Here is a 23,767-nt window from a genome sequence, read left to right on the forward strand (position 1 = left end):
TTTTAAAATCGTTTGCTCAATACACGTACCGAGTTAAGAATAGCAAGCAAAGCAACACCAACATCGGCAAATACAGCTCCCCACATACTTGCATACCCAAAAGCACCTAAAAGCAGTATGATCAGCTTGATCGAAATAGCAAAAATAATATTCTGAATAACTATACTTTTCGTGTATTTGGCGATACTGATCGCAGTCGAAATCTTTGAGGGTTGATCGGTTTGGATAACAACATCCGCAACTTCAATAGCCGCATCACTACCCATTCCTCCCATAGCAATTCCCACATCACTCAACGCCAGCGAGGGCGCGTCGTTTATTCCATCCCCAACAAAGGCTATACAATTAGCTGTATTTGCTTTTAATTCCTCCAAATGTCGCACCTTTTCTTCGGGCAACAAATCTCCGTAAGCCGCTGTAACACCAAGTTTTTGGGCAAGCTTCTCAGTTATTGCAGATTTATCACCACTCAGCATTATCGTATTTTGTATGCCAAACTTTTTCATCTCGCGGATGGCTTGGGCCGCATCTTCTTTTTCTTCGTCGGCAATCGTTATATACCCCATATACTGATCGTTATAAGCGATCAAAACAATTGTATCTACAATCTCATCAACAATCGGATCATAGGCTATATCGTATTTTTTCAGCAGTTTAGCATTTCCTGCCAACAAAATCATTCCGTTTAGTTCTCCCTGCAAGCCATATCCGGGAACTTCCATCACATTATGAGCCGCAAACTGAGGGTCTTTCTCTCCGGCATAGCTTGTTATTGCCTTAGCTATGGGGTGATTGGAAAAAGACTCGATAGCCGCCGCCATAGCCGTTAATTGCTTTGTATCATTATTTACAGCAGAAACATGCTGCACTTTAAAAACACCATGCGTTAATGTTCCGGTTTTATCCATCACAACGGTATTGACATGGGTCATTAAATCTAAAAAATTGGCTCCTTTAAAAAGTATTCCGTTTTTAGAAGCAGCTCCTATTCCTCCAAAATAACCTAAAGGAACAGAGATAACCAAAGCACAAGGACAAGAAATAACTAAAAACACCAATGCTCTATACAGCCAATCGGCAAAAACATAATCGGACACGATAAAATAAGGAAGCAAAGTTAAAGACAAAGCAAGGAAAAAGACCAACGGCGTATAAATTCGGGCAAAACGACGTATCAACAGCTCGGTTTTTGCTTTACGCGCCGATGCATGTTGCACCATATCCAATATTTTTGCCAGCGAACTGTCCGAATAAAGCTTGGTTACATGTAGTTCTATTGCATTATCCAGATTGATCATACCGGCCAAAACATCTTCTCCTTCCCTAATCCGTCTGGGTTTGCTTTCTCCTGTAAGCGCGGAAGTGTTAAAACTACTTTGCGATAAATGCAACACACCGTCTAAAGGAATTCGTTCGCCGGGCTTAACCTGTATTTTTTCGCCAACCCTTACTTCTTCCGGAGAAACCGTTAGGTATTTACCATCCCGAAGTACAGTAGCAAAGTCGGGACGTATATCCAGCAGCGATTTTATATTCCTTTTCGCCTTGTTTACCGCCGAAGCCTGAAATAATTCACCTACGCTATAAAACAACATTACAGCGACTCCCTCCGGATATTCGCCGATAGCAAAAGCACCTAAAGTAGCAATCGACATCAGACTGAACTCATTGAAAAAATCTTTTGCCCCGATCAGTTCTGCCGATTCCTTCAGCACAGGCAGTCCGACAGGGAGATAAGCCACTATATACCAGGCTAATCTTACATAATCATTATAAAATGTATAGGGTAGTAAATGATCTAAAACAAGTCCTGCCGAAAGCAAAATAAAACTTACTGCGGCAGGCAGATAAACCCGCCATTTACTTTGTTGATTCAGTTCGTTTGAATGTGCCATAATCTTTATTATTTTTTTATGAAAACAAAGGTATGGAAAGGGTTGTGCAACTAAGTTGCAAACTTTGAACAAGAGTCACAAAGCCCCTTCAGTACAAAGTTCACGTTCTCTAACAAAAAACCTTTTGGTAATTGCACCGATGGAATAGAAATACTTTCCAGACAAAAAGTTTGTTCGCACTTACGGCAATTAAAATGCACATGAAGATCTCCCAACGAGCACATACAGTCCGAACTACAAACAGAAAACTTCATTGTTCCCGAACCATCATCTATACTATGTATTAAAAGCTTTTCATGAAACAACGTGATGGTACGAGAAAGAGTTGATTTATCAACAGTATCCAAGGCATCTTCCAGACTTCGTAAGCAAAACGCTTCTTTACCCGAAAGCATTTTTTTTAATATTAAGAGCCTTACAGCAGTAGGCTTAACACCCCTGTCTTTAAGTCTTTTTTCCAATGAATCCATAATAATCAATATTTAATCCACTCAAAGGTAGTGATAATTCACACAAAACTACAGCAATATTCACAAAGAATACTTGTTTCAGATTACTCCGAAACAAGTATTTTTTCATGCAATCCGGTAGAAATTTTTATTTATCAGAATACAATCCTACCCTATTTCCCTCACAGTCAATAAAGACGGCAAAATAACCCCGATAGTCCGCTTCTATTTTGGTTTTTGGGATAAGAATTTTACATCCGTCTTCTTTAATAAACTGAACGGCTTTTTCCATGTTGTCTACATTCAGACTGATTAACACGCCATTTTCTGATGGAAGAAAACTGTTTTCGGCAGCCCATGAGATTGCGCCTGGACAAAGTCCGTTTTCTTCAGGAAAGAATGCCATCTTCTCGTATTCACAATCCATCCTTGTTAGTTTAACACGCAAAAGATTTTCGTAAAACTTAATTGCCCTGTCAAAATCAATGGCCGGAATTTCAAAAAACGCTACTAATGTTTTCATTTTCAAATTTATTTTATTTGTTTGACAAGACAAAAGTAGCATGCGAAAAGAGGATAGGATTGTAAAAAAAAGACATCCTCATTCCTTATGAAAAGTAATCCGAAAAAGGCTGACAATTGGCAATATATTCGCTTGGTGTATAGCCGGAGAAAGTTTTAAATTCCTTGATCATGTGTGATTGGTCGAAGTAGCCACATTCATAAGCAAGAGCTGTCAAAGGTATATGTCTATTGTTTTCGAGTATATGCAACGCCCGTTGAAAACGAATTGTACGTAAAAATTCTTTCGGATTAGCACCAATATGCTCAGAAAACACTCGACTGAATTGTTTGGTGCTCAAACAAGCACTATCGGCAAGACAAGTAATATCGGTCTGACCGGAATTAATCAGTTGAATAGTGGTTTCTATTCGTTTCAAGTTGTGTTCCGCAAAGAGAGTAAAGCGCTTAAGAAGGAATTGTTCTATAAGGAAAATACAACGCCGGTCGTCTTCGGTACTTGTTAATGAATTTTCCAAGGCTAATAATTCTTTATCTTCCAAATCGCCCGCCGTTAAACGTAAGCCGGCAGCCTTGTTCATGGGAAGATTGAAAAAAGCCCGTACTCCGACCGGATGAAAGACTACTGAAATCATATTGACCCGACCATTATATTGTAAGTCAACAAATGTTCTCTCCTGTCCGCTAAGAAAGGTACGGGGATGAAATTCATTATCACAGATAGACAACAAACGATTTTCCCGATGAAATATTAAGCTCATCATGCCGGTTGGCACAGTTCGGGTGAGGGTAGTCGAATCAACGACCGACTTCAACAGCCAGTAATGCTTTATATAGGGCAGAAGCAAGGATGTTGGCGATATAATTTTAAACTCTTCCATAAAAAAATATTCCGACAAAAGTACGGGTAAATTAAGAGCTGAAATTGTAAAAAAAGGACATTTTTACAACTCAAAACCGGCCTTAAAACAAAGCCGGTTTTTTACATTACTATATGTTTAAAAAGATATCCTTTATTTTTCAGAAAATAACCTTTATGTTTTGAAAAATAACCTTTATGTTTTTACACACATCTAAAGCACTGATTATCAAAACGGTAAAAAGCCCCTGAAAAAAGCAGCTTCGAGAGGCAAATTACAGGCGAAAAAGCATTACTAAAAAAGACAAAAAATAATCGCTGAAGAGGTTGTATATTACTTATGCAAATAAATAATCCAACTCCAGTCTTCCGGGTTTCCTGTACCCACACTTGGTGTGTATAAAAACATTTTCACCTTTTGATTTCACAATACAAAAACCAACATATATATATAAGGATGCGACATTTTTTTATATTCAGTATGTACTTTCTCTTTGTTTTTCCGCTGCATCATCTATCTTTGTAAAGAGACTCTTTACTAAATTTGCATACATGTCATACAAAAACGTTTTATCTTCCGGAATATTCCTGCTTCTTTTCTGCTTCTTGCTGTCGTCTTGTGGAAGCAAGCAAAAAGTTATATTACCTCATGACTTTAAAGGGCCTAAAGAGCTAAGCCGGTTGTATGGCGTACGTATTACTCCTGACGATAATATCTATTTATATAATGCCGGATCGCAGTGGTTGGGCGTGCCTCATCGCCTCGGAGGGATGAGTAAGCAGGGTATAGATTGTTCCGGGTTTGTGACTATTCTATATAAAGATATTTATGGAAAGAGACTTTCCCGCTCTTCGGCAGATATGTTAAAACGTGACTGCCGAAAAGTAAGTCGCGGAAAACTAAAGGAGGGCGATCTGGTTTTTTTCCAAACCGGACGAGGGAAAAGAAAAACACCTAATCATGTGGGAATATACCTGAAGAATGGTCGCTTTATCCATGTAAGTACGTCTCGCGGAGTGATGATAAGCCGATTAGATGAACCTTACTATATGAGAACATGGGTTTCAGGCGGCCGGGTTAATTAGTTTTTCTTCTTATAATACTATACAACACTACCTTTTTCTGTATCTTTGCTTCACTTAATGAATAATAAATAGAGAAGTTAAAGTATGCTGACGCTTAAAGTAATTACGGAAAATCCCGAAGCGGTTATTGAGGGATTGACCAGAAAGCATTTCGATGCGAAAGAATTAATAACTACAGTTATTGAGTTAGACAAAACAAGACGTAATACACAGGTTGTGCTGGATGCGAATCTGGCTGAGCTGAACAATATATCGAAATCCATCGGTCAGTTAATGAAAGAAGGCAAAAAGGAAGAAGCCGAGATTGCCCGCGCCAAGGTAAACGAAATGAAAGAGGGAAACAAGGCGCTTGAAGAAACGAAAACAAACGCAGAACTGGAAATTCAGAATATTCTGGTTCAGATCCCTAACCTTCCTCACGAAAGCGTACCTAACGGCAGAGTTGCTGAAGACAATGTGATAGAACGAACAGGCGGAGCAATTCCCGAACTTTCAGAAGATGCTCTCCCCCACTGGGATTTGGCAAAGAAATACGATCTGATCGATTTCGAACTGGGCGTAAAGATCACCGGAGCAGGATTTCCCGTTTATAAAGGATATGGTTGCCGCCTACAGCGCGCGTTAATCAATTTCTTTTTAGATAATGCCCGTGAAGCCGGATACTTAGAAATACAACCTCCATACGTAGTTAATGCCGATTCCGGATATGGAACAGGACAGTTGCCGGACAAAGAAGGACAGATGTATCACGCTACGGTTGACGATCTGTACCTGATTCCAACCGCAGAAGTACCTGTCACAAATATATATAGAGATGTTATCTTGAATGATGCTGATCTGCCGATAAAGAACACAGCCTATTCCGCTTGTTTCCGTCGTGAAGCAGGTTCTTATGGTAAAGATGTACGCGGACTTAACCGTCTTCACCAATTTGACAAGGTAGAGATTGTTCGTATCGACAAGCCGGAACACTCTTACGAGTCATTAACCGAAATGGTGAATTATGTACAAACGTTGGTTGAAAAGTTAGAATTACCTTGGCGAATTCTTCGTCTATGTGGAGGTGATATGAGCTTTACCTCAGCACTTACATTCGACTTCGAAGTATATTCAGCGGCTCAGAAACGTTGGTTGGAAGTCAGCTCGGTATCTAACTTTGAAAGCTATCAGGCAAACCGTTTGAAATGCCGCTATCGCGACGAGAACAAGAAAACGCAACTTTGCCATACATTAAACGGAAGTGCTATGGCATTACCACGCATCGTTGCCGCCTTATTAGAAAACAACCAAACCCCCGAAGGCATCCGCATCCCCAAAGCGCTGATCCCTTACACCGGATTTGATTTGATCAAATAAAAAAAATAAGTAGAGATGCACAATTTGTGCGTCTCTACTTATTTTTGATACATTTTTAGCTTTTATGCTCTTCTCTTAAATGTAAGTTTCCATAAGCTTTACCGAAGACGATGGGATTATTTCCACCGAAGTCGTATTAGCAGGAATCAACACAGTCTGTCCCTGGTGTACATTTATTTCTTGACCGTTATTATCTTTAATTACCGCGCTTCCGGACATGCAGATATAGATCAGGAATGAGTCTAATTCAGAACAATCACGCGTAAACGGTTTATCGTACTCCAGTAGATTGGTTGTAAAATACGGACAGGTTACCAACTCAACCTCTTCGTTCTCTTTCGGAGTGTAATGTGTGCGATAATCTGAAGAAAGTGTATAGTCTATCGCGTCTTTGGCCAGCTCGGTATGCAGTTCGCGTCCGTTGCCGTTCGCGTCACGACGATCATAGTCGTAGATACGATAAGTAATATTGCTTGTTTGCTGTATCTCCGCCACAAAACAACCGGCTCCAATAGCATGTACACGACCTGCCGGCAAGAAAAACACATCTCCCGATTTCACATTATAGCGTTGCAACACGTCCATAATCGTATTGTTCTCCACACGTTTCACATATTCATCGGCATCAATCTGTTGCGAAAAACCCGAATACAGGGCGGCTTCATCTGCTGCTTTTACAACATACCACATTTCAGTTTTACCAAATGAATTATGGCGTTTACGCGCCAGTTCGTCGTCAGGGTGAACCTGAATAGACAGATTATCACAAGCATCTATAAATTTAATAAGCAAAGGAAAAATATTTCCAAAACGATCAATCACCTTCTTGCCCATTAATTCCGCACCATACGTTTTAATAAGTTCATCGAGGGATTTACCGGCTAAAGCGCCATTTTCAACAACGGAAACGCTTCCTTCCACGTGGGAAATCTCCCAACTCTCGCCAATACCTTCTTGAACCGGAGTAATACCTTTAAAAGGACAAATATCAGCTCCTCCCCAAATCAAAGATTTCAGGATCGGCTTAAATGTAAATGGATATAACATAGATTTATTATAAATATAAGTGTATATGTTTAATTGATTTTCTTTAGAACGACTGCGCTTCTTGCCGGAATATACAGCCTTAGCCAGCCTTTGTTTTCGGATTCATACAATGGATCGAAAGCGGTAAAATGCTTAATAGAGTCATCCGAAAGTCCATTGCCGCCATATTTAACAGCATCCGTATTGAGTATAACTTCATATTTTCCCGGAGGAGTCAGAAAGCCGTAATCAGCAAACGATTTATCCGGACTGAAATTAAAAACAAACAACAGATCGGCACGCATATAAGCGAGTATCTGATCCTGATCGTTGTCCCATATTTTATAAATTGGAGTAGCCTGAAATTTATTCACACTTTTAATGACTTTCATCATTTCAGCGTCAAACTCATTCAGAAAACGATATTTAAGATCGGGGTTATCGGCCAGATCCCATTGCCGGCGGGCATATTTATGCGACCAGCCATTTCCTTCCCTTGGGAAATCAATCCACTCGGGATGACCGAATTCGTTTCCCATAAAGTTAAGATAGCCTCCGTTTATTGTGGATGCTGTAACTAATCGTATCATTTTATGTAAAGCAATACCACGCTCTACCACCAGACTCTTATCGTCTTTGTGCATATGCCAATACATATCCGCATCAATCAGGCGGAAAATAATTGTTTTATCTCCCACCAGCGCCTGGTCATGACTTTCGGCATAACTTATTGTCTTTTCATCCGAACGACGATTTGTTGTTTCCCACCAGATAGAAGACGGACTCCAATCCTCATCCTTTTTTTCTTTGATCGTCTTTATCCAGTAATCCGGGATATTCATAGCCATACGGTAATCAAAACCATACCCACCACTATCTACCGTAGCAGCCAGGCCGGGCATACCGCTCACCTCTTCCGCTATTGTGATGGCATGCGGATTTACTTCATGTATAAGTTTATTAGCCAATGTCAGGTATGCGATTGCATCACCATCCTGATGGCCGTTGTAATAATCACCGTAATTCATAAAAGCTTCACCAAGTCCATGGCTATAGTAAAGCATAGAAGTTACCCCGTCAAAGCGATATCCGTCAAAGCCGTATTCTTCGAGCCAGAACTTACAGTTGGAAAGCAGGAAATGAAGCACTTCATTCTTTCCATAATTAAAACAAAGTGAATCCCAGGCCGGATGTTCCCTACGTTCACCCGTATGAAAATACTGTCCGTATGAACCATCAAAACGTCCTAAGCCCTCTGTTTCATTCTTTACGGCGTGACTGTGAACTATATCCATAATCACGGCAACACCCATTCCATGCGCGTCGTCGATTAATTGTTTTAATTCTTCAGGAGTACCAAAACGGGAAGACGCCGCAAAGAAACTACTTACATGATATCCGAAAGAACCATAGTAAGGATGTTCCTGTATTGCCATAATCTGTATGGCATTATACCCATCTTTAACAATACGGGGCAGCACATTCCGACGGAACTCATCATACGTACCGACTTTTTCCTCTGCTGTTCCCATGCCTATATGACATTCGTAGATCAGCAGCGGATCAATAGTTGGTTTAATTTTTTTATGCTTATACACATAAGGCTGTTCGGGTTCCCAGACTTGCGCACTGAATATTTTTGTCTGATGGTCTTGTACAACACGTCTTATCCAGGCAGGAATGCGCTCACCTACTCCTCCATCCCACTCCATCCGTAGTTTGAACAAGTCGCCGTGATGCAGTTTGTCTTCGCTTAGCTCCAACGTCCAGACACCGTTTTCCTGAGGTTGCAAGCGATAATCTTCTGTTTTTTGCCAGTTATTAAAAGATCCGATAAGGTAAATAGCAGTGGCATTTGGTGCCCACTCTCTGAATATCCAGCCGGAAGAAGTCTTATGCAAACCGAAATACATGTATCCGGAAGCAAAATCAGTTAAGGATTTATCCCCTCCTTTCAACAAGGACTTTTCTTTTTCAACAGCATAATCAAAACGTCCTTGTATAGCTTCTTCATACGGTTCCAGCCAAGGATCATTCTTTATCAGTTTTAGTATTTGCATGATTACTTCCGTTTTCATTTCTATTCCAAACAAAGGTAAAAATAATATGGCAGAAAAGTATCTCTATCAGGTTATTAATGAAAACTATGGATAAACCTATATAAAAGAGTATGCCTCCAAAAGAGCATTTAAACACTTCTGAAGGCATAAAACAATCCTTAATCCGGTTTGATTTCTTACGTTATCAATTTTATATACTAATCAAATAGCTTACAATACGTTATTTTTTCCAATACTCTTCCATTTGCTCCAGACTTTTGCCTTTCGTTTCGGGCACAAACTTCCAGATAAACAAAGCAGCCAGTACTCCCATTATTCCGTAAATCCAATAGGCCATTCCGTGATTGAAAGTTTCTGTCAGATATTGGTTCTTATCGAGCATCGGAAATGTCCATGATACCATAAAATTGGCAATCCATTGTGCTGCAACGGCAATACTCATCACCACCGAACGAATGGAGTTTGGGAATATCTCAGCAAGCAATACCCAGCAAACAGGTCCCCAGGACATGGCGAATCCGGCGGTATAAACAAGCATACAAATTAACGATCCCACACCTACGTTGTGTGTATAAAACGTTGTGCCAAGTATAATCATGGAAAAGGCCATAATCAACGCACCGATAACCATCAACGGGCGACGTCCGAAACGATCTACCGTCAGAATAGCAAGTACGGTAAACGACAAGTTTACTATTCCCACAACAATCTGCTGTAACAAGGCGGCATCAGTAGCTGCTCCCATTGTTTTGAATATCTCCGGTGCATAATAAAGCACAACATTAATACCCACAAATTGCTGGAAGCCGGATAAAAGAACGCCAACAATAATAATCTTAACACCATACGATTTAACCGGCATAAGCAAAGAAACTCCAAAGCTAATAATCAATCCCAGCTCAAGAGCGTTGGAATTGCCGATTATTTCAAGCAAGGAATAGAGTGCGACAAACAACACCAGCCAAGTTCCCATAAATTGGAAATACGGACGAGTGGATGGTGTCTTTTCTTTAAAACTTTCGCGAATTGCTTCGAGTTCTTTATCAGCTCCATCGCCCAGCAGACGTGTTAATACCGAGCGAGCTTGTTCATTCTTTCCACGCATCACAAGGTAGCGAGGAGTCTCGGGTACAAACATCAGCAGAACAAAGAACAAGGCTGCCGGAAGCAGTTCGGAAGCGAACATCCAACGCCAACCATACGTATGCAGCCAAGCAGCGTCTCCCTGAAGAGCAATCGTATAGTTCACAAAATAAACAAGCAACATACCGAAGATAATGGCAAACTGGTTCCATGACACCAGATTACCCCGCCTCTCCGAAGGTGCTATTTCAGCAATGTACATAGGTGATATCATAGAAGCCAAACCAACTCCTATCCCACCATAGATACGATACCCTACAAAGAAATAGATAAAGGAATGATCTCCACTACCCGGCATTCCAAAAAATATTTCCGGCCAGGCAGACCCAATGGTAGAAGTAGCAAAAAGAACTGAGGCAACGATCAAGGTCGGTCTGCGTCCGTAACGCTGACTAAGCCATCCGGCAATAGATGCTCCGAGGATACAGCCGATCAGCGCGCTACTCACAACAAATCCTTCCAATGCATTTGCCTGATCAAGCGGAAGCCCGAGTGGTTCGATAAAAAATCTTCTGAGTGATTCTACTGTTCCTGAAATAACAGCGGTATCATAACCGAATAATAAACCACCGAGTGTGGCAACCAGCGTAACACCTAATATATAATTATTGTTTTTCTTCATACGTAATTTAGATTGGGAGGAATGAAGAGGGGTGTTTTTTCAACACCCCTTCTAACCAATTAAATATACTGATTGATGATTAATTCATACAACTCTTGTTTGCCGCTTATTTGAGCAGGCTCATCTGATTTAAGAGCAATAGTACGTAAATCTTCGAGCGTTAGTTTTCCGTTTTCGAAAGCCTTTCCATCACCACTGTCGAAACTTGCGTAACGATCTGCGCGCATTTTGCGATAAGGAGAGTTTTCAAGGATATCAGCAGCAATAAGCAAACCACGAGCGAACGCGTCCATACCTCCGATATGAGCAAGGAATATATCTTCCAAATCAGTAGAGTTACGTCTTGTCTTCGCGTCAAAGTTGGTACCGCCAGTTGTCAAACCTCCTGCTTCCAGAATAACTAGCCATGCCTGTGCCAATTCATATAGATCAATCGGGAATTGGTCTGTATCCCAACCATTCTGATAGTCTCCGCGATTAGCATCGATACTGCAAAGCATACCGGCATCGGCTGCTGCTTGCAATTCATGTTCGAATGTATGACCTGCTAAAGTAGCGTGGTTCACTTCTATATTCAAAGCAAAGTCCTTATCCAAACCATAGTGGCGAAGGAAACCGATCACCGTTTCCGCATCCACGTCATATTGATGTTTGGTTGGTTCCATTGGCTTAGGTTCAATCAGGAATGTACCTTTAAATCCGTTTTTACGCGCATAGTCACGGGCGATAGTCAGCATCTGAGCCAAGTGATCTTTTTCACGTTTCATATTGGTATTCAAAAGGCTCATATAACCTTCGCGACCACCCCAGAACACATAATTTTCACCCCCTAAAGCAATTGTCGCGTCGATTGCGTTTTTTATTTGAGTACCGGCAAAAGCAACCGCGGCAAAGTCCGGATTAGTGGCGGCTCCGTTCATGTAGCGTTTGTTACTAAACACATTCGCAGTACCCCAAAGTAGTTTTTTTCCGGATTCAGCCTGATGAGCTTTAGCATGCTCAACCATTGCGTCAAGACGTTTTTCGAATTCAATCATAGTAGGTGCTTCATCCACCAAGTCCACATCGTGGAAGCAATAGTAAGGGATGTTACACTTAGTCATGAATTCAAAAGCCGCGTCCATTTTATATTTACCACGTGTAACAGCGTCAGTGCTATCGTTCCATGGGAATGTTTTTGTACCTCCGCCAAAAGGGTCACCGCCTTCCGCACACAACGTATGCCAGTAAGCCATTGAAAAACGCAAATGATCTTTTAAAGTCTTACCCATTACCACTTTGTTTTCATCATAATAATGAAAAGCCATCGGATTTTTTGATTCACGTCCTTCAAATTGAATCTTTCCTATTCCGGGAAAAAATTCTTTTCCACTTTTAAATGCACTCATGATTTTTACTGTTTAAGAATAAATATTGTTTATTTTTTTGTAGTCATTTCTTTATTAAGCTGCTCTTTCCAGACTGTGTAAGCCTCGCAATAGCTGTCTGTGGTGAGTTTGTTTGGTTCGATCACATCTATTTTCTTTAATGAAGCAAAAGCTTCTTCGGCATTTTTATAGATTCCGGCACCGATACCCGCGCCTTTTGCGGCACCTACAGCCCCGTTAGTATCATACAATTCGATCACTGCTCCGGTTACTCCGGATAATGCCTCACGGAAGATCGGACTCAGGAACATATTTGCATTGCCGGCGCGAATCACATCTATATGAATACCCATATCGTTCATAATATCCATTCCATATTTAAAAGCATACACGATACCTTCCTGTGCCGCGCGAGCCATATGTGCTTTCGTATGGATATTAAAATTAAGTCCGTTGATTACGCAGCTGCTGTCTTTATTCTCCAGCATACGCTCTGCACCGTTTCCAAAAGGCAAAACCGACAAACCTTCTGCTCCGATCGGAACAGTAGCAGCCAGATCATTTAGCCGCTCATAGCTGATACCTTCGGGAGCAACGTTTTTCTTTATCCACGAATTAAGGATTCCCACTCCATTAATGCAAAGCAGCACGCCCAATCGCGGGTTTTCTGCCGTATGATTCACATGGGCAAAAGTATTTACCCGTGAGAGGGTATCATAATTAATATGTCCGTTTACGCCATAAACCACTCCGGACGTACCTCCCGTAGCAGCGATCTCACCGGGGTTAAGTACATTCAGAGACAATGCATTGTTAGGTTGGTCGCCTGCGCGATACGTAACCGGAGTTCCTTTTTTCAACCCCAACTCAGCAGCAACAGCAGATTGAAGCTCACCCTGCACACCGAAAGTCGGACAAACAGCAGGAACTATGCTTTCGTCAAAACCGTAGTATGACATTAAGTCGGACGAGATTTTGTTATTTTTAAAATCCCAGAAGATACCTTCAGACAAACCGGACACAGTAGTAGCTGTTTCTCCGGTCATCCGCATAGCAATAAAGTCTCCGGGCAACATAAACTTATGTACTTCTTTAAATAAATCCGGTTCGTTTTCCTTTACCCAAGCCAATTTTGAAGCAGTAAAGTTACCCGGTGAGTTCAGCAAGTGAGACAAACTCGTTTCCTCTCCTATGGAACGAAAAGCATGGTCGCCCAAACCTACCGCACGGCTGTCACACCAGATTATTGAAGGACGAAGCACATTCATATTCTTATCAACCAGCACAAGACCGTGCATCTGATAAGATATACCAATAGCCTTTATATCAGCACCGTCTACACCCGCGTTACGCAAAGCGCCCGATATCGCAAGTTTAAGGTAAGTCCACCAATCATCCGGGTTTTGCTCTGCCCATCCGGGTTTTACAGCTTTAATAAACGCCTCTTCTTTTGGAAAAAAGTCGGAGCCTACGGTCTGTCCCGTTTCTCCGTTTACAACCGAAGCCTTTACCGACGAGCTGCCGATATCACATCCTAACAGGTACATAGTTCTTCGTATTTATTTTAGTTATTACTCAATTTTGAATAAATCTTCTTGTATTTAATAGCATCGAAACGATAGAAACGGGCAGAACGATGCGGCACACCCTCTTCCATCTCATCCGTAGGCACGATATAACCAAGTGAATTTACTTTCTTATGAAAATTACGAACATCCAGCTTTTTATCATAAATGATTTCATACGTACGCCTAAGTTCGGCTACCGTAAACTTGGAAGGCAAATAGTCGAAAACTATTTTAGGTTCAATATCAACCAGTTTGCGAATTTCCTGCACCGCTGTTTTCACAATATGTTCATGGTCAAATAAAAGGCGAGGAAGGTTTTCTACCGGTATCCAATGCGCTAAATTATACCGTTCATTCGTATTCATGCGTTTACGCACCTTGCACAACGCAAGATAAGCAACCGTCACAATTCTTCCTACCTTAAGTTTGGACGATCGTTCCAACCAATGCACATCATCTATATTGGCCGTACGCCCGGGGTCTCCAAAGCTTCGGAATTGTTTCAAAGGAATGCGGGTAAGTCCGGTAGATTCTTTTAATATACGAGAAGCCGCCTGATCTAAATCCTCCGTTTCATAAATCAAACTACCGGGAAGTTTCAATCCTTTTTCATGATTTTCTCGGGTTAGTTCCGCAAGCAGAACACATAGTTTATCATCTACTATACCCAGCAATACACAGTCTACAGACACGTGTGGAGAAAGGATTTCTGTATGGATATGTTGTGTTTTCATTTGTATTACCGCCTTATGAAGGACACAAATATAAACACATTATTTTAAAATTCACAATAAAAAAAAGGTGTTATTCAACAATGATAACACCTTATAATTCTGACAATTCATTATCTTACAGCATACAAGAAGAACAAAATAGTTAATGTATAAAAGAAGATATATAAATCATTTATATTTCATTATCATAAAGTTTCTTCACAAGCACTTTATCAATACGCACACCGTCCATATCGACAATTTCAAATTCGAAGTTCAGCCAGGTTAGTTTTTCGCCGGTTCGGGGAACTCGCTCAAGCACTTCGAGCACAAGTCCGGCTAATGTATTGTAATCATGTTCGGCATAAAGATCTTCCATATCGAAATAATCAAGGAAATCGTAAAATGAAAATTGCCCGTCAACCAGCCATGTGCCGTCTTCACGCGGAACAATTTCCAACTCCTCACCCACTTCCGGCATTTGTCCGATCAAGGCTTCCATAATATCTTTAAGCGTTACAATTCCCTGTATACCGCCAAACTCATCCGTAACCAACGCGGATTTCACACGTGCTTCCTTAAACTGTTCCAGCGCGTTATAGACGCTTAAATTTTCGGGCAGGAACTGTGCAGGTCGAATCACCTGATCCAACGAAAAATCCGGCGCGTCCAATTGCAAAAACAAATCTTTCAGATGAACAACACCTACTATATTATCAAACTTTTCGGAGGCAACCGGATAAGTATTAAACAAATGCTCCTTTACCTTTTCTTTAATAAACTCGCGCGTATCAGTCGGGTCAAGCCATACAAGGTCAGCACGATGTGTCATAATTGTACCAATATTACGATCGCCCAGATTGAACACCCGCTCTACAATATCTTGTTCTACCTCCTGCACTTCACCGTCATCCAAGCCTTCTTTAACGATTGCTTTTATTTCTTCTTCGGTTACTTTGCTGTCATCCATTTTATTCATACCCAAAAGACCCAGCACAAAATTTGTGCTGATCGAGAGAAACCAAACCACGGGAGATGTAACAACAGACAGAAAAGACATCGGCCTGGCCATTATTTTGGCAATTCTCTCTGCCTTACCCATACCTACCCTCTTAGGTACCAGCTCACCTAAAATTAATGTGCCATAAGTCACAATAATAACAATCAATGCTTTAGAGATCAGAAGAGCATAAGGTTCCAGTATAGGTATTCGTTCCACTATTTCCGCCAGGTCTTTAGCAAAGGCTTCACCGGAATACAAACCGGTTAGAATACCGATCAACGTGATACCTATCTGAATGGTGGAAAAAAAAGTATCGGGTTTACTCATTAAAGTTAAGGCGGTCTGAGCAGCTTTCCCTCCCTTTTTGGCTTCAATTTCAAGTTTTGATTTACGGGCGGAAACAAGTGCTATTTCCGACATGGAAAGAAGTCCGTTTAACAGGATCAGACCAATAATAATGATAATTTCCATTTGTATATTAAAAATAATATTTCGTAATGCGAATGTAGTTATTATTTAGGAATTCGATACAATACAGGGTATTAAACTATCATTATTTTATGATAGACTGATCATAAATTCTGTCATGACGGATACAGGTATTACACCTTTTTCAATTGGTATTTAGCTTTCAATGCTTGCTTTTCATCCTCCTCCAAAGAAGAAATATAGTTTTTCCAGCCGGGACAAAAGTTAATATGCCAACGCCAAAACCTTCCGATTAATGACTTGGGGGCTTTATCATATTTTGTTCGCAAGGAGCAGTTTTCGCAATTATGCTGTGCCATTCGTACCTTCTTTTGATTTGATAGACAACAAATTTAGTAAATATCAGGGAAACAACGTGAACATTTTCTATACAACATGTATTATAACTATAAAAAGTATAGGGACAACACTTTTACTATACCCTTTCGCTTTCTGTAGGTATCAGTAATATATTATTTCGGATATTTGATATAGCTTTGTAGGCAGTAATTCATGAATACAATGGAAGATCGTGTTATTTTTCCCGCGGAATGGTATCCGCAAAGTGCGGTTCAATTAACATGGCCGCATAAAGGTACGGATTGGGCGCCGTTATTGAGCGAAGTAATCCCCTGTTTTGTGACTATTGCCAAAGAGATCATGAAACGGGAGAAGTTGCTTATTGTTTGCCCGGACGAACAAGAGGTACGCGCCGTTTTAGGCGAAGTGGATGAAAGCAAAATCATCTTTCGTGAAATGGACACGAACGATACATGGGCGCGTGATCATGGTGGAATTTCCGTTTTCGACGGCGAAGAATCCATGGTTTACGATTTCACATTTAATGGCTGGGGGATGAAATTCGCGGCCGATAAAGATAACCTCATCAACCGAAACCTGATTTACTCGAACACGTTTGCCGATGGCGTTATTCCGGCCAATATGCAACCGTTTGTGCTGGAAGGCGGAAGTCTTGAATCAGACGGCAAAGGCACCTTGCTTACCACTGCCGAATGTCTTCTGTCAAGCAATCGGAACGAATACCTCGACCGCTCACAGATAGAACAGCACCTGAAAGACATTTTCGGGTTTGAGCGTATACTGTGGCTTGAAAGTGGCTACCTGGCCGGCGACGACACGGACAGCCATATCGACACATTGGCTCGCTTTTGCAGTGAAGACACAATAGCTTACGTAAAATGCACAGACGAAAACGATGAGCATTACGACGAATTGCTGCAAATGGAAGAGGAAATAAAGGCTTTCCTGCAAACCAACGGCGAACCTTACAATCTGATTGCCTTGCCAATGGCAGACGAAGTAATATGGGCAGGTGATAGACTTCCGGCAACTTATGCCAATTTCCTGATCATCAATGGAGCTGTGCTTCTGCCTTTCTATAATTCACCTAAAGACGAAATAGCAAGAATTGCTTTGCAAAAGGCTTTTCCGGACCGGGAAGTGATAGGTATTAATTGCCTGCCTTTAATAAAGCAACACGGATCGTTACATTGCGTAACCATGCAATTTCCGGAAGGTTTTATCTCTTAAAAATACGGTTGGCTGACAGCTAAAAAACGCGCTTTTCAGAGGCGTTGATAATCAACGCCTGTAGAGCATCAAAAACATAAAGGTTATTTTTCGAAAAATAAAGGATATTTTTTCAAAAATAAAGGATATATTTTTTTTCGTAAAGGATGCTAAAAAAAAGACGCTTCAATTTTGCTTCACAATCGCCATCTTTTTAACAAAATATTCATACAATGAGAATCGGAATTATTCAACAACATAACTCGGCAGATATACCTGCCAATATAGCAAAGCTACAAGATAGTATTCGTGCCTGCGCAGATCAGGGAGCGGAACTTATCGTACTTCAGGAATTGCATAACGGCCTTTATTTTTGCCAAACGGAAGACACCTCGTTGTTCAACCTGGCGGAATCAATACCCGGCCCCTCCACCGAATTATTCGGTGCATTGGCAAAGGAATTAAAGGTGGTAATTGTTTTATCCTTGTTTGAGAAAAGAGCTCCGGGTTTGTATCACAACACGGCGGTGGTGCTGGAAAAAGACGGCTCAATCGCGGGCAAATACCGCAAGATGCATATTCCGGATGACCCGGCTTACTACGAAAAGTTTTATTTTACACCCGGCGATCTGGGCTTCAAACCGATCGAAACGTCTGTCGGCAAATTAGGCGTATTGGTGTGTTGGGATCAATGGTATCCCGAGGCTGCCCGCCTGATGGCAATGGCCGGCGCGGAGGTGCTGATCTATCCTACGGCTATCGGCTGGGAAAGCACAGATCCGTCTGACGAGAAACAAAGGCAGTTAGACGCCTGGGTTACCGTACAACGCGGACATGCGGTAGCAAACGGACTTCCGGTTATTGCTGTTAACAGAACGGGACACGAACCGGATCCTTCCGGACAAACAAACGGAATACAGTTTTGGGGAAATAGTTTTGTGGCCGGTCCGCAAGGCGAATTACTTACCGTGCTGCCGAATGACTCGGAGTCTGTAACTGTTTTAGACATCGACAAAGAGCGAACCGAAAATGTTCGCCGTTGGTGGCCGTTCTTTCGCGACCGCCGTATAGATGCTTTCGACGATTTAAACAAACGTTTTCTGCTTTAACATTGCAATGCGTATATATGATCGTTCATTCTCAGCAAGAAGCAATAAAATACATGAATAATAAAGGAAGGGCAGGAAAACCCTTCCTTTTTATCATCAATTTCGGGGCAAACATCATACATCTTTATGAGCCGCATGAAATTGATAAAACAAAACTAATATACAACCTGAACGGGTTTACGAACAACACCTGTTGCCGTGCGAATATACAGCCGGTTGAATGGCAAACAGAACCGATTCCTTTTCCTGTTTACGAGAAAGCGTTCAACTACGTGTCCAACCAGATTAAAGCAGGTAACTCCTACTTGCTTAATCTTACTTTTCCCACCCGAATAACAACAAACCTGACTTTAGAGTCAATTTTTCAAGCGGCTAAAGCACCGTATAAGATCTGGCTGAAAGATGAATTCGTTTGTTTTTCTCCGGAGATATTTGTCCGCATCAAGGATAATTGCATCCGTTCTTTTCCGATGAAAGGCACAATAGACGCGTCTTTGCCCGACGCGGAAACACAAATCCTTTCCAACAAAAAGGAAGAAGCCGAACATGCCACAATCGTTGATTTGATTCGCAATGACCTCAGCCGCGTAGCTTCAGAAGTAGAGGTAAAAAGATACCGCTACCTGGACCGGCTGATCACCAACCGGGGAGAATTGTTACAGGTGAGTTCGGAGATTGAAGGGAAATTGCCGGACAACTGGAAAGGAAGCATTGGTCATATTCTTTTTGAACTGCTTCCGGCAGGTTCGATCAGCGGAGCTCCTAAAACAAAAACACTCGAAATAATAGAAGAAGCAGAGATCGACAGCAGGGGTTTTTACACCGGAATAAGTGGCTATTTTGACGGTGAGCAGTTAGACAGCACGGTTTTAATCCGCTTTATCGAGCAAAAAGGCGAACAGCTGCTCTTTCGTAGTGGTGGGGGAATAACCGCGCAAAGCAATGTAGATAAGGAATACAACGAACTCAAACAAAAAGTGTATGTGCCGATTTATTGAAACCATACGTATCGAATGCGGACGCCTCTATCATATTGAGGCACACCAACAACGAATGGATAGAACAAGAAACCACTTCTTTGCGGGTAGTAAGCCTATTGAATTAAAACAACTCCTACTTCCGGACAATTACCACCAAAGAACTCGCTGTCGTGTGGAATATAACGCAAAAGTGCTGAACATAACATACACCCCCTACACTATTCGCCCGGTAAAAAGCCTTAGGTGTATTGAAGCCAATGATTTATTATACGACTTCAAGAAAACAGATCGCAGTGCAATAAACCATCTGTTCGACCAAAAACAAGGTGCCGACGATGTGTTAATCGTTCGCGACAACCTCCTTACGGACACATCGATCTGCAATATCGCATTGTGGGATGGAAACCGCTGGATCACGCCGGCTACACCATTACTTCAGGGCACAATGCGCGAAAAACTATTACAAGAGGGTATAATTCACTCAAAAGACATCAAAGTCGATAACCTGAAAGAGTACCTTAGGATACGGCTTTTTAATGCCATGATCGATTTTGGAGAATTAGAATTGCCCGTTGACGCGATTCGTCTCGACTGAACTTATTCAAATCCATCCAGAAGTTCTTCCGGACTCAGCCCTTTCTGTTTTAAGAATCCGGCAAGCGCGGTGTATTCATCTCTACGCTTTTTGTAATCGGGCATACTGATCCGTTCAATGATTTCTATCGGAAGAGGAGTCGTGGCAAAAGATTCCAAACAACCGTCATGATACCGATAAGCGGCGTCTTCGGGCATAAGCAATCGCGCCAAAATCCATTCTTTTTGGGCAGACAAATGAGCCGCCCTGATTTCTAAACAAGCATTGCAGAGCAAGGAAAAGAATCGGGAATCCACAGCAAATCCCGTGTACTCATCATCATAAAAGAATTTGTCGTATTCTTTTTCCAATTGATCTTCAAAAAAGCGGATATGTTGTTCTTCATCATATTTGCATCTGAGCAGAAACAAGTTCTCAAAAATGCAATGCTCGCCTAACTGTTCATAATTAAGGGTAAGTATCAAATCGGGATGTGTAGTTAAACAGGTTTCGTAAGTTTCATAAAGGCGAGTGGCGTAAATATGCATCTCCGGACCGACTAACAAATTCAGGTTTTCCCTGAAAAACGGGATTTCGCCTTTACTTTCAGCAAGGGGAATGCCTTTTTTCTTTTCAAAATTGTAAATCGCCTTACGAAACAAATACAAGCCGTAAGAACACTCCGACAAGCAACTATCATTCAACCTGTTAGACAAGATCAAATTAATTTCCCGTCCAATTTCGCCAACAGAAACAGCTGCTATAAAATTTTCAAAAGAAAGGGGTACGTGCAATTTCATATAAATAACATTTTATGCAGGTAAAATTACTTTATTTTTTCGTGATTATGGTTTATCTTTGTTCATGCTAAGTATAATTCTAATCCATCTATAAAATGAAACGACGCGATTTTCTTAAAACAAGTGCTATTGCAGGCGCCGCTCTATCTTTAAATTTCGACAATCTGCATGCTGCTCTTTCATCAAATACAATTGCTGTAGAGAAAGCACCGGATATGGTTGCTGTAATGGGAGGTGAACCCGAAGTTATGCTTGACAAAGCATTGGAAGCACTCGGTGGTATAAGTAAATATATCAAAAAAGGACAAAAGGTAGTAATCAAACCGAATATCGGCTGGGATCGCACTCCGGAATTGGCAGGTAACACAAACCCTGCATTAGTCAAGGCTCTGGTAAAAAGATGCTTGGACGCGGGAGCTTCAAAGGTTACTGTTTTTGATCACACTTGTGATAACTGGCAAAAATGTTATGACTCAAGTGGTATTGCCGCTGCCGTAAAAGAAGCCGGTGGCATTATTATGCCCGGAAATGATGAAAAGTACTATAAACCGGTTGATCTGCCATTAGGCAAGAATCTTAAAAGCACTGCTATACATGAAGCTTTAATTGAAGCTGACGCCTGGATTAATGTGCCCGTGCTGAAAAATCATGGTGGTGCAAAACTCACCTGTGCAATGAAAAACTATATGGGTATTGTATGGGACCGACGTTTCTTCCATCAAAATGACCTGCAACAGTGTATTGCCGATGTTTGTACATGGAATAAAAAACCTGTATTAAATATTGTAGACGCTTATCGCATCATGCACCAAAACGGTCCGCAAGGTAAAAGCGCAGCTGATATAGCTACATTAAAATCCTTAATTATTTCTCCCAATATTGTTGCGATAGACACAGCCGCCTTGGGTCTGTTCAATCAGGTCAAGAAGCTTGAAATGGAAGCCGTCGGACATATTGGTAAAGGCGAAGAGTTTAAACTGGGAACAACAAGCCTGGATAAACTAACGATCAAACGTATTAAAATATAATGAAACAAGGAGCTTTATTGAAGTGGTCGCGGGTAATTCTCGCGATCCTCTTTTTCTTACCTATAACTTTCTTTTTTGTAGATTTCTCGGATGTATTGCCTGACAGTTTAAGCCGTTTATTGGATTTCCAGATAATACCGGCCTTGTTGGGTGGCTTTATCGGCATTCTTGTGTTGCAGGCTGTTCTTGCTTTTCTTTTCGGACGTATTTATTGTTCTGTGCTTTGCCCGGCAGGTATATTGCAGGATATTATCAACCGGTTGTTTTGCATCGGAAAGAAAAAAAAGAAAGGCTCCCGTCGTTTTCTTTTCCGGAAACCATCAAATGTGTTACGGTACGGTTTGTTGGCCGTTACCGTTATTTTAGGCGTTTTTGGTTTTACCGGCCTGGTCATGTTATTAGACCCATACAGTAATTTCGGACGTATCGCAACCAACTTATTCCGTCCGGTTGTTATGTGGGGAAATAATTTAATAGCTGATCTGTTCATGAAGATGGACAACTATTCGCTTTATCATGTAACAGTAAGCACAGTAACCACTGTGGCTTTAGTTGCCGCATTCACTGCTTTGCTTTTGTTTGTGATTATGGTTGTTTTCAGAGGGCGGTTGTTCTGTAACACACTTTGCCCGGTAGGCTCTTCCTTGGGATTAATTTCCCGTTATTCTCTTTTCCGCATTACTTTTGACAAAGCCGGTTGCGTTCAGTGTGGTAAATGTGAGTATAGCTGCAAAGCTGAAGCAATTGACGCCAAAAATATGACAGTAGACGCCTCTCGTTGTGTAACTTGTTTTAATTGTGTTAGCTCATGTTCTAAAAACGGTTTAGCTTATAAGCTGAATCCGATTTTTAAAAGCAACAAACAGGAAGCACTAACCGATCTGTCTATTGATACTTCTGCACTAAAGAAACCGAACGGAAGACGTAACTTTCTGACAACAACAGTTGCTATTGCAGGTTCAGCACCTATTGTATCCGCTTTAGCTGATAATGTAAGTACGGAGAAAGAGAAAGAAATAAAAAAATGGCCGCCGATAACACCTCCGGGATCACTTAGTCTGGAACGTTTTAAAGATAAATGTACAGCCTGCCATCTTTGTGTGGTGCAATGCCCAAGCCATGTGCTTCGTCCTACCGGATTAGAATATGGGTTGGACTATCTGCTTCGTCCGAGACTGGCTTATATTGACAGCTATTGCAACTATGAATGTACGGTCTGTGCAGACGTTTGTCCGACTGATGCGATCAAGCCTCTCACTAAAGAAGAAAAAATAACCACGCAAGTGGGTATTGCGAAATTCATGATTGACCTCTGCATAGTTCACACAGAAAAAACAGATTGCGGAGCCTGTTCCGAACACTGTCCTACACAAGCTGTACACATGGTTCCCTATGAAGGAACGTTAACTATTCCTAATGTAACGGAAGACTTATGTATCGGTTGTGGTGGATGTGAATCGATTTGTCCGGTACGCCCTGTCAGAGCTATCGTGATTAAGGCAAATACAGAACATCTTTTCGTTGATTTGCCCGAAGAGGAAGAAGTGAAAGAGGTGCAGATTGATGACTTCGGTTTCTAAAGGAAAATAGTTACCTTTGTCGCAAATTT

General features: G+C 41.3%; 21 protein-coding genes. 8 read left to right on the forward strand and 13 right to left on the reverse strand.

What is annotated here, in order from left to right:
• Positions 1-2 precede the first annotated feature (2 nt).
• The 4 genes from B9Y81_RS06890 to B9Y81_RS06905 all read right to left on the reverse strand — a co-directional run bounded on the left by B9Y81_RS06890 (position 3) and on the right by B9Y81_RS06905 (position 3,747).
• Positions 3-1,895, reverse strand: a complete 1,893-nt coding sequence (locus B9Y81_RS06890) for a heavy metal translocating P-type ATPase (RefSeq protein WP_085536256.1) — start codon at positions 1,893-1,895, stop codon at positions 3-5.
• Positions 1,896-1,945: 50 nt separating this feature from the next.
• Complete coding sequence (locus B9Y81_RS06895) at positions 1,946-2,365, reverse strand: Fur family transcriptional regulator (protein ID WP_085536257.1); 420 nt, start codon at positions 2,363-2,365, stop codon at positions 1,946-1,948.
• 127 nt (positions 2,366-2,492) lie between these two features.
• Positions 2,493-2,867 (reverse strand): VOC family protein, encoded by a 375-nt coding sequence (locus B9Y81_RS06900; protein WP_085536258.1) that lies wholly within the window; start codon positions 2,865-2,867, stop codon positions 2,493-2,495.
• Positions 2,868-2,952: 85 nt separating this feature from the next.
• The gene (locus B9Y81_RS06905; RefSeq protein WP_085536259.1) at positions 2,953-3,747 is read right to left on the reverse strand and encodes a helix-turn-helix domain-containing protein; all 795 of its coding nucleotides are present in this window, start codon (positions 3,745-3,747) and stop codon (positions 2,953-2,955) included.
• Between the two features lie 530 nt (positions 3,748-4,277).
• Between B9Y81_RS06905 and B9Y81_RS06910 the strand changes: the two genes are divergently transcribed.
• On the forward strand, positions 4,278-4,811 hold the full coding sequence (locus B9Y81_RS06910; protein ID WP_085536260.1) for a C40 family peptidase: 534 nt from the start codon (positions 4,278-4,280) through the stop codon (positions 4,809-4,811).
• An 84-nt stretch (positions 4,812-4,895) separates the two neighbouring features.
• Entirely contained in the window at positions 4,896-6,167 is a 1,272-nt protein-coding gene (gene serS / locus B9Y81_RS06915) for a serine--tRNA ligase (protein ID WP_085536261.1), read from the forward strand.
• Positions 6,168-6,242: 75 nt separating this feature from the next.
• On the opposite strand, the gene B9Y81_RS06920 is transcribed toward serS, so the two are convergent.
• The 8 genes from B9Y81_RS06920 to B9Y81_RS06955 form a co-directional block, all read right to left on the reverse strand.
• Positions 6,243-7,214 carry a type I phosphomannose isomerase catalytic subunit gene (locus B9Y81_RS06920; RefSeq protein WP_085536262.1) on the reverse strand — a complete coding sequence of 324 codons (972 nt, stop codon included), beginning with the start codon at positions 7,212-7,214 and terminating at the stop codon, positions 6,243-6,245.
• A 29-nt stretch (positions 7,215-7,243) separates the two neighbouring features.
• Positions 7,244-9,253, reverse strand: coding sequence for an alpha amylase C-terminal domain-containing protein (locus B9Y81_RS06925; RefSeq protein WP_085536558.1), 2,010 nt, complete (start codon positions 9,251-9,253; stop codon positions 7,244-7,246).
• Between the two features lie 220 nt (positions 9,254-9,473).
• Positions 9,474-11,018: a D-xylose transporter XylE gene (gene xylE, locus B9Y81_RS06930; protein WP_085536263.1), complete on the reverse strand. Its 1,545-nt coding sequence runs from the start codon at positions 11,016-11,018 to the stop codon at positions 9,474-9,476.
• A 59-nt stretch (positions 11,019-11,077) separates the two neighbouring features.
• A complete protein-coding gene (gene xylA / locus B9Y81_RS06935; RefSeq protein ID WP_085536264.1) occupies positions 11,078-12,406 on the reverse strand; it encodes a xylose isomerase in 1,329 nt (442 codons plus the stop codon).
• A 29-nt stretch (positions 12,407-12,435) separates the two neighbouring features.
• Entirely contained in the window at positions 12,436-13,932 is a 1,497-nt protein-coding gene (locus B9Y81_RS06940; RefSeq protein WP_085536265.1) for a xylulokinase, read from the reverse strand.
• A 17-nt stretch (positions 13,933-13,949) separates the two neighbouring features.
• The gene (locus B9Y81_RS06945; RefSeq protein WP_085536266.1) at positions 13,950-14,687 is read right to left on the reverse strand and encodes an NUDIX hydrolase; all 738 of its coding nucleotides are present in this window, start codon (positions 14,685-14,687) and stop codon (positions 13,950-13,952) included.
• 172 nt (positions 14,688-14,859) lie between these two features.
• Positions 14,860-16,140, reverse strand: a complete 1,281-nt coding sequence (locus tag B9Y81_RS06950; protein WP_085536267.1) for a hemolysin family protein — start codon at positions 16,138-16,140, stop codon at positions 14,860-14,862.
• A 131-nt stretch (positions 16,141-16,271) separates the two neighbouring features.
• The gene (locus B9Y81_RS06955) at positions 16,272-16,457 is read right to left on the reverse strand and encodes a hypothetical protein (protein ID WP_085536268.1); all 186 of its coding nucleotides are present in this window, start codon (positions 16,455-16,457) and stop codon (positions 16,272-16,274) included.
• Between the two features lie 202 nt (positions 16,458-16,659).
• Between B9Y81_RS06955 and B9Y81_RS06960 the strand changes: the two genes are divergently transcribed.
• From B9Y81_RS06960 to B9Y81_RS06975, 4 genes are all read left to right on the forward strand, one after another.
• Positions 16,660-17,688 carry an agmatine deiminase family protein gene (locus tag B9Y81_RS06960; protein ID WP_085536269.1) on the forward strand — a complete coding sequence of 343 codons (1,029 nt, stop codon included), beginning with the start codon at positions 16,660-16,662 and terminating at the stop codon, positions 17,686-17,688.
• Between the two features lie 212 nt (positions 17,689-17,900).
• A complete protein-coding gene (locus tag B9Y81_RS06965; protein ID WP_085536270.1) occupies positions 17,901-18,776 on the forward strand; it encodes a carbon-nitrogen hydrolase in 876 nt (291 codons plus the stop codon).
• Between the two features lie 17 nt (positions 18,777-18,793).
• Positions 18,794-19,774, forward strand: a complete 981-nt coding sequence (locus B9Y81_RS06970; protein ID WP_085536271.1) for an aminodeoxychorismate synthase component I — start codon at positions 18,794-18,796, stop codon at positions 19,772-19,774.
• Entirely contained in the window at positions 19,758-20,351 is a 594-nt protein-coding gene (locus B9Y81_RS06975) for an aminotransferase class IV family protein (RefSeq protein WP_085536272.1), read from the forward strand. The genes B9Y81_RS06970 and B9Y81_RS06975 overlap by 17 nt, the downstream gene beginning before the upstream one ends.
• 2 nt (positions 20,352-20,353) lie before the next feature.
• Here B9Y81_RS06975 and B9Y81_RS06980 read toward each other — a convergent pair whose 3' ends face one another.
• A complete protein-coding gene (locus tag B9Y81_RS06980; protein ID WP_085536273.1) occupies positions 20,354-21,130 on the reverse strand; it encodes a hypothetical protein in 777 nt (258 codons plus the stop codon).
• A gap of 95 nt (positions 21,131-21,225) precedes the next feature.
• Here B9Y81_RS06980 and B9Y81_RS06985 point away from each other — a divergent pair, with 95 nt between their 5' ends.
• Positions 21,226-22,158, forward strand: a complete 933-nt coding sequence (locus B9Y81_RS06985) for a DUF362 domain-containing protein (RefSeq protein WP_085536274.1) — start codon at positions 21,226-21,228, stop codon at positions 22,156-22,158.
• Positions 22,158-23,738, forward strand: coding sequence for a 4Fe-4S binding protein (locus B9Y81_RS06990; protein ID WP_085536275.1), 1,581 nt, complete (start codon positions 22,158-22,160; stop codon positions 23,736-23,738). Before B9Y81_RS06985 ends, B9Y81_RS06990 begins: the two co-directional genes overlap by 1 nt.
• Positions 23,739-23,767 lie beyond the last annotated feature (29 nt).

Origin of the sequence: Massilibacteroides vaginae, from assembly GCF_900178525.1 — a bacterium.
GTDB classification, from domain to species: domain Bacteria; phylum Bacteroidota; class Bacteroidia; order Bacteroidales; family Tannerellaceae; genus Massilibacteroides; species Massilibacteroides vaginae.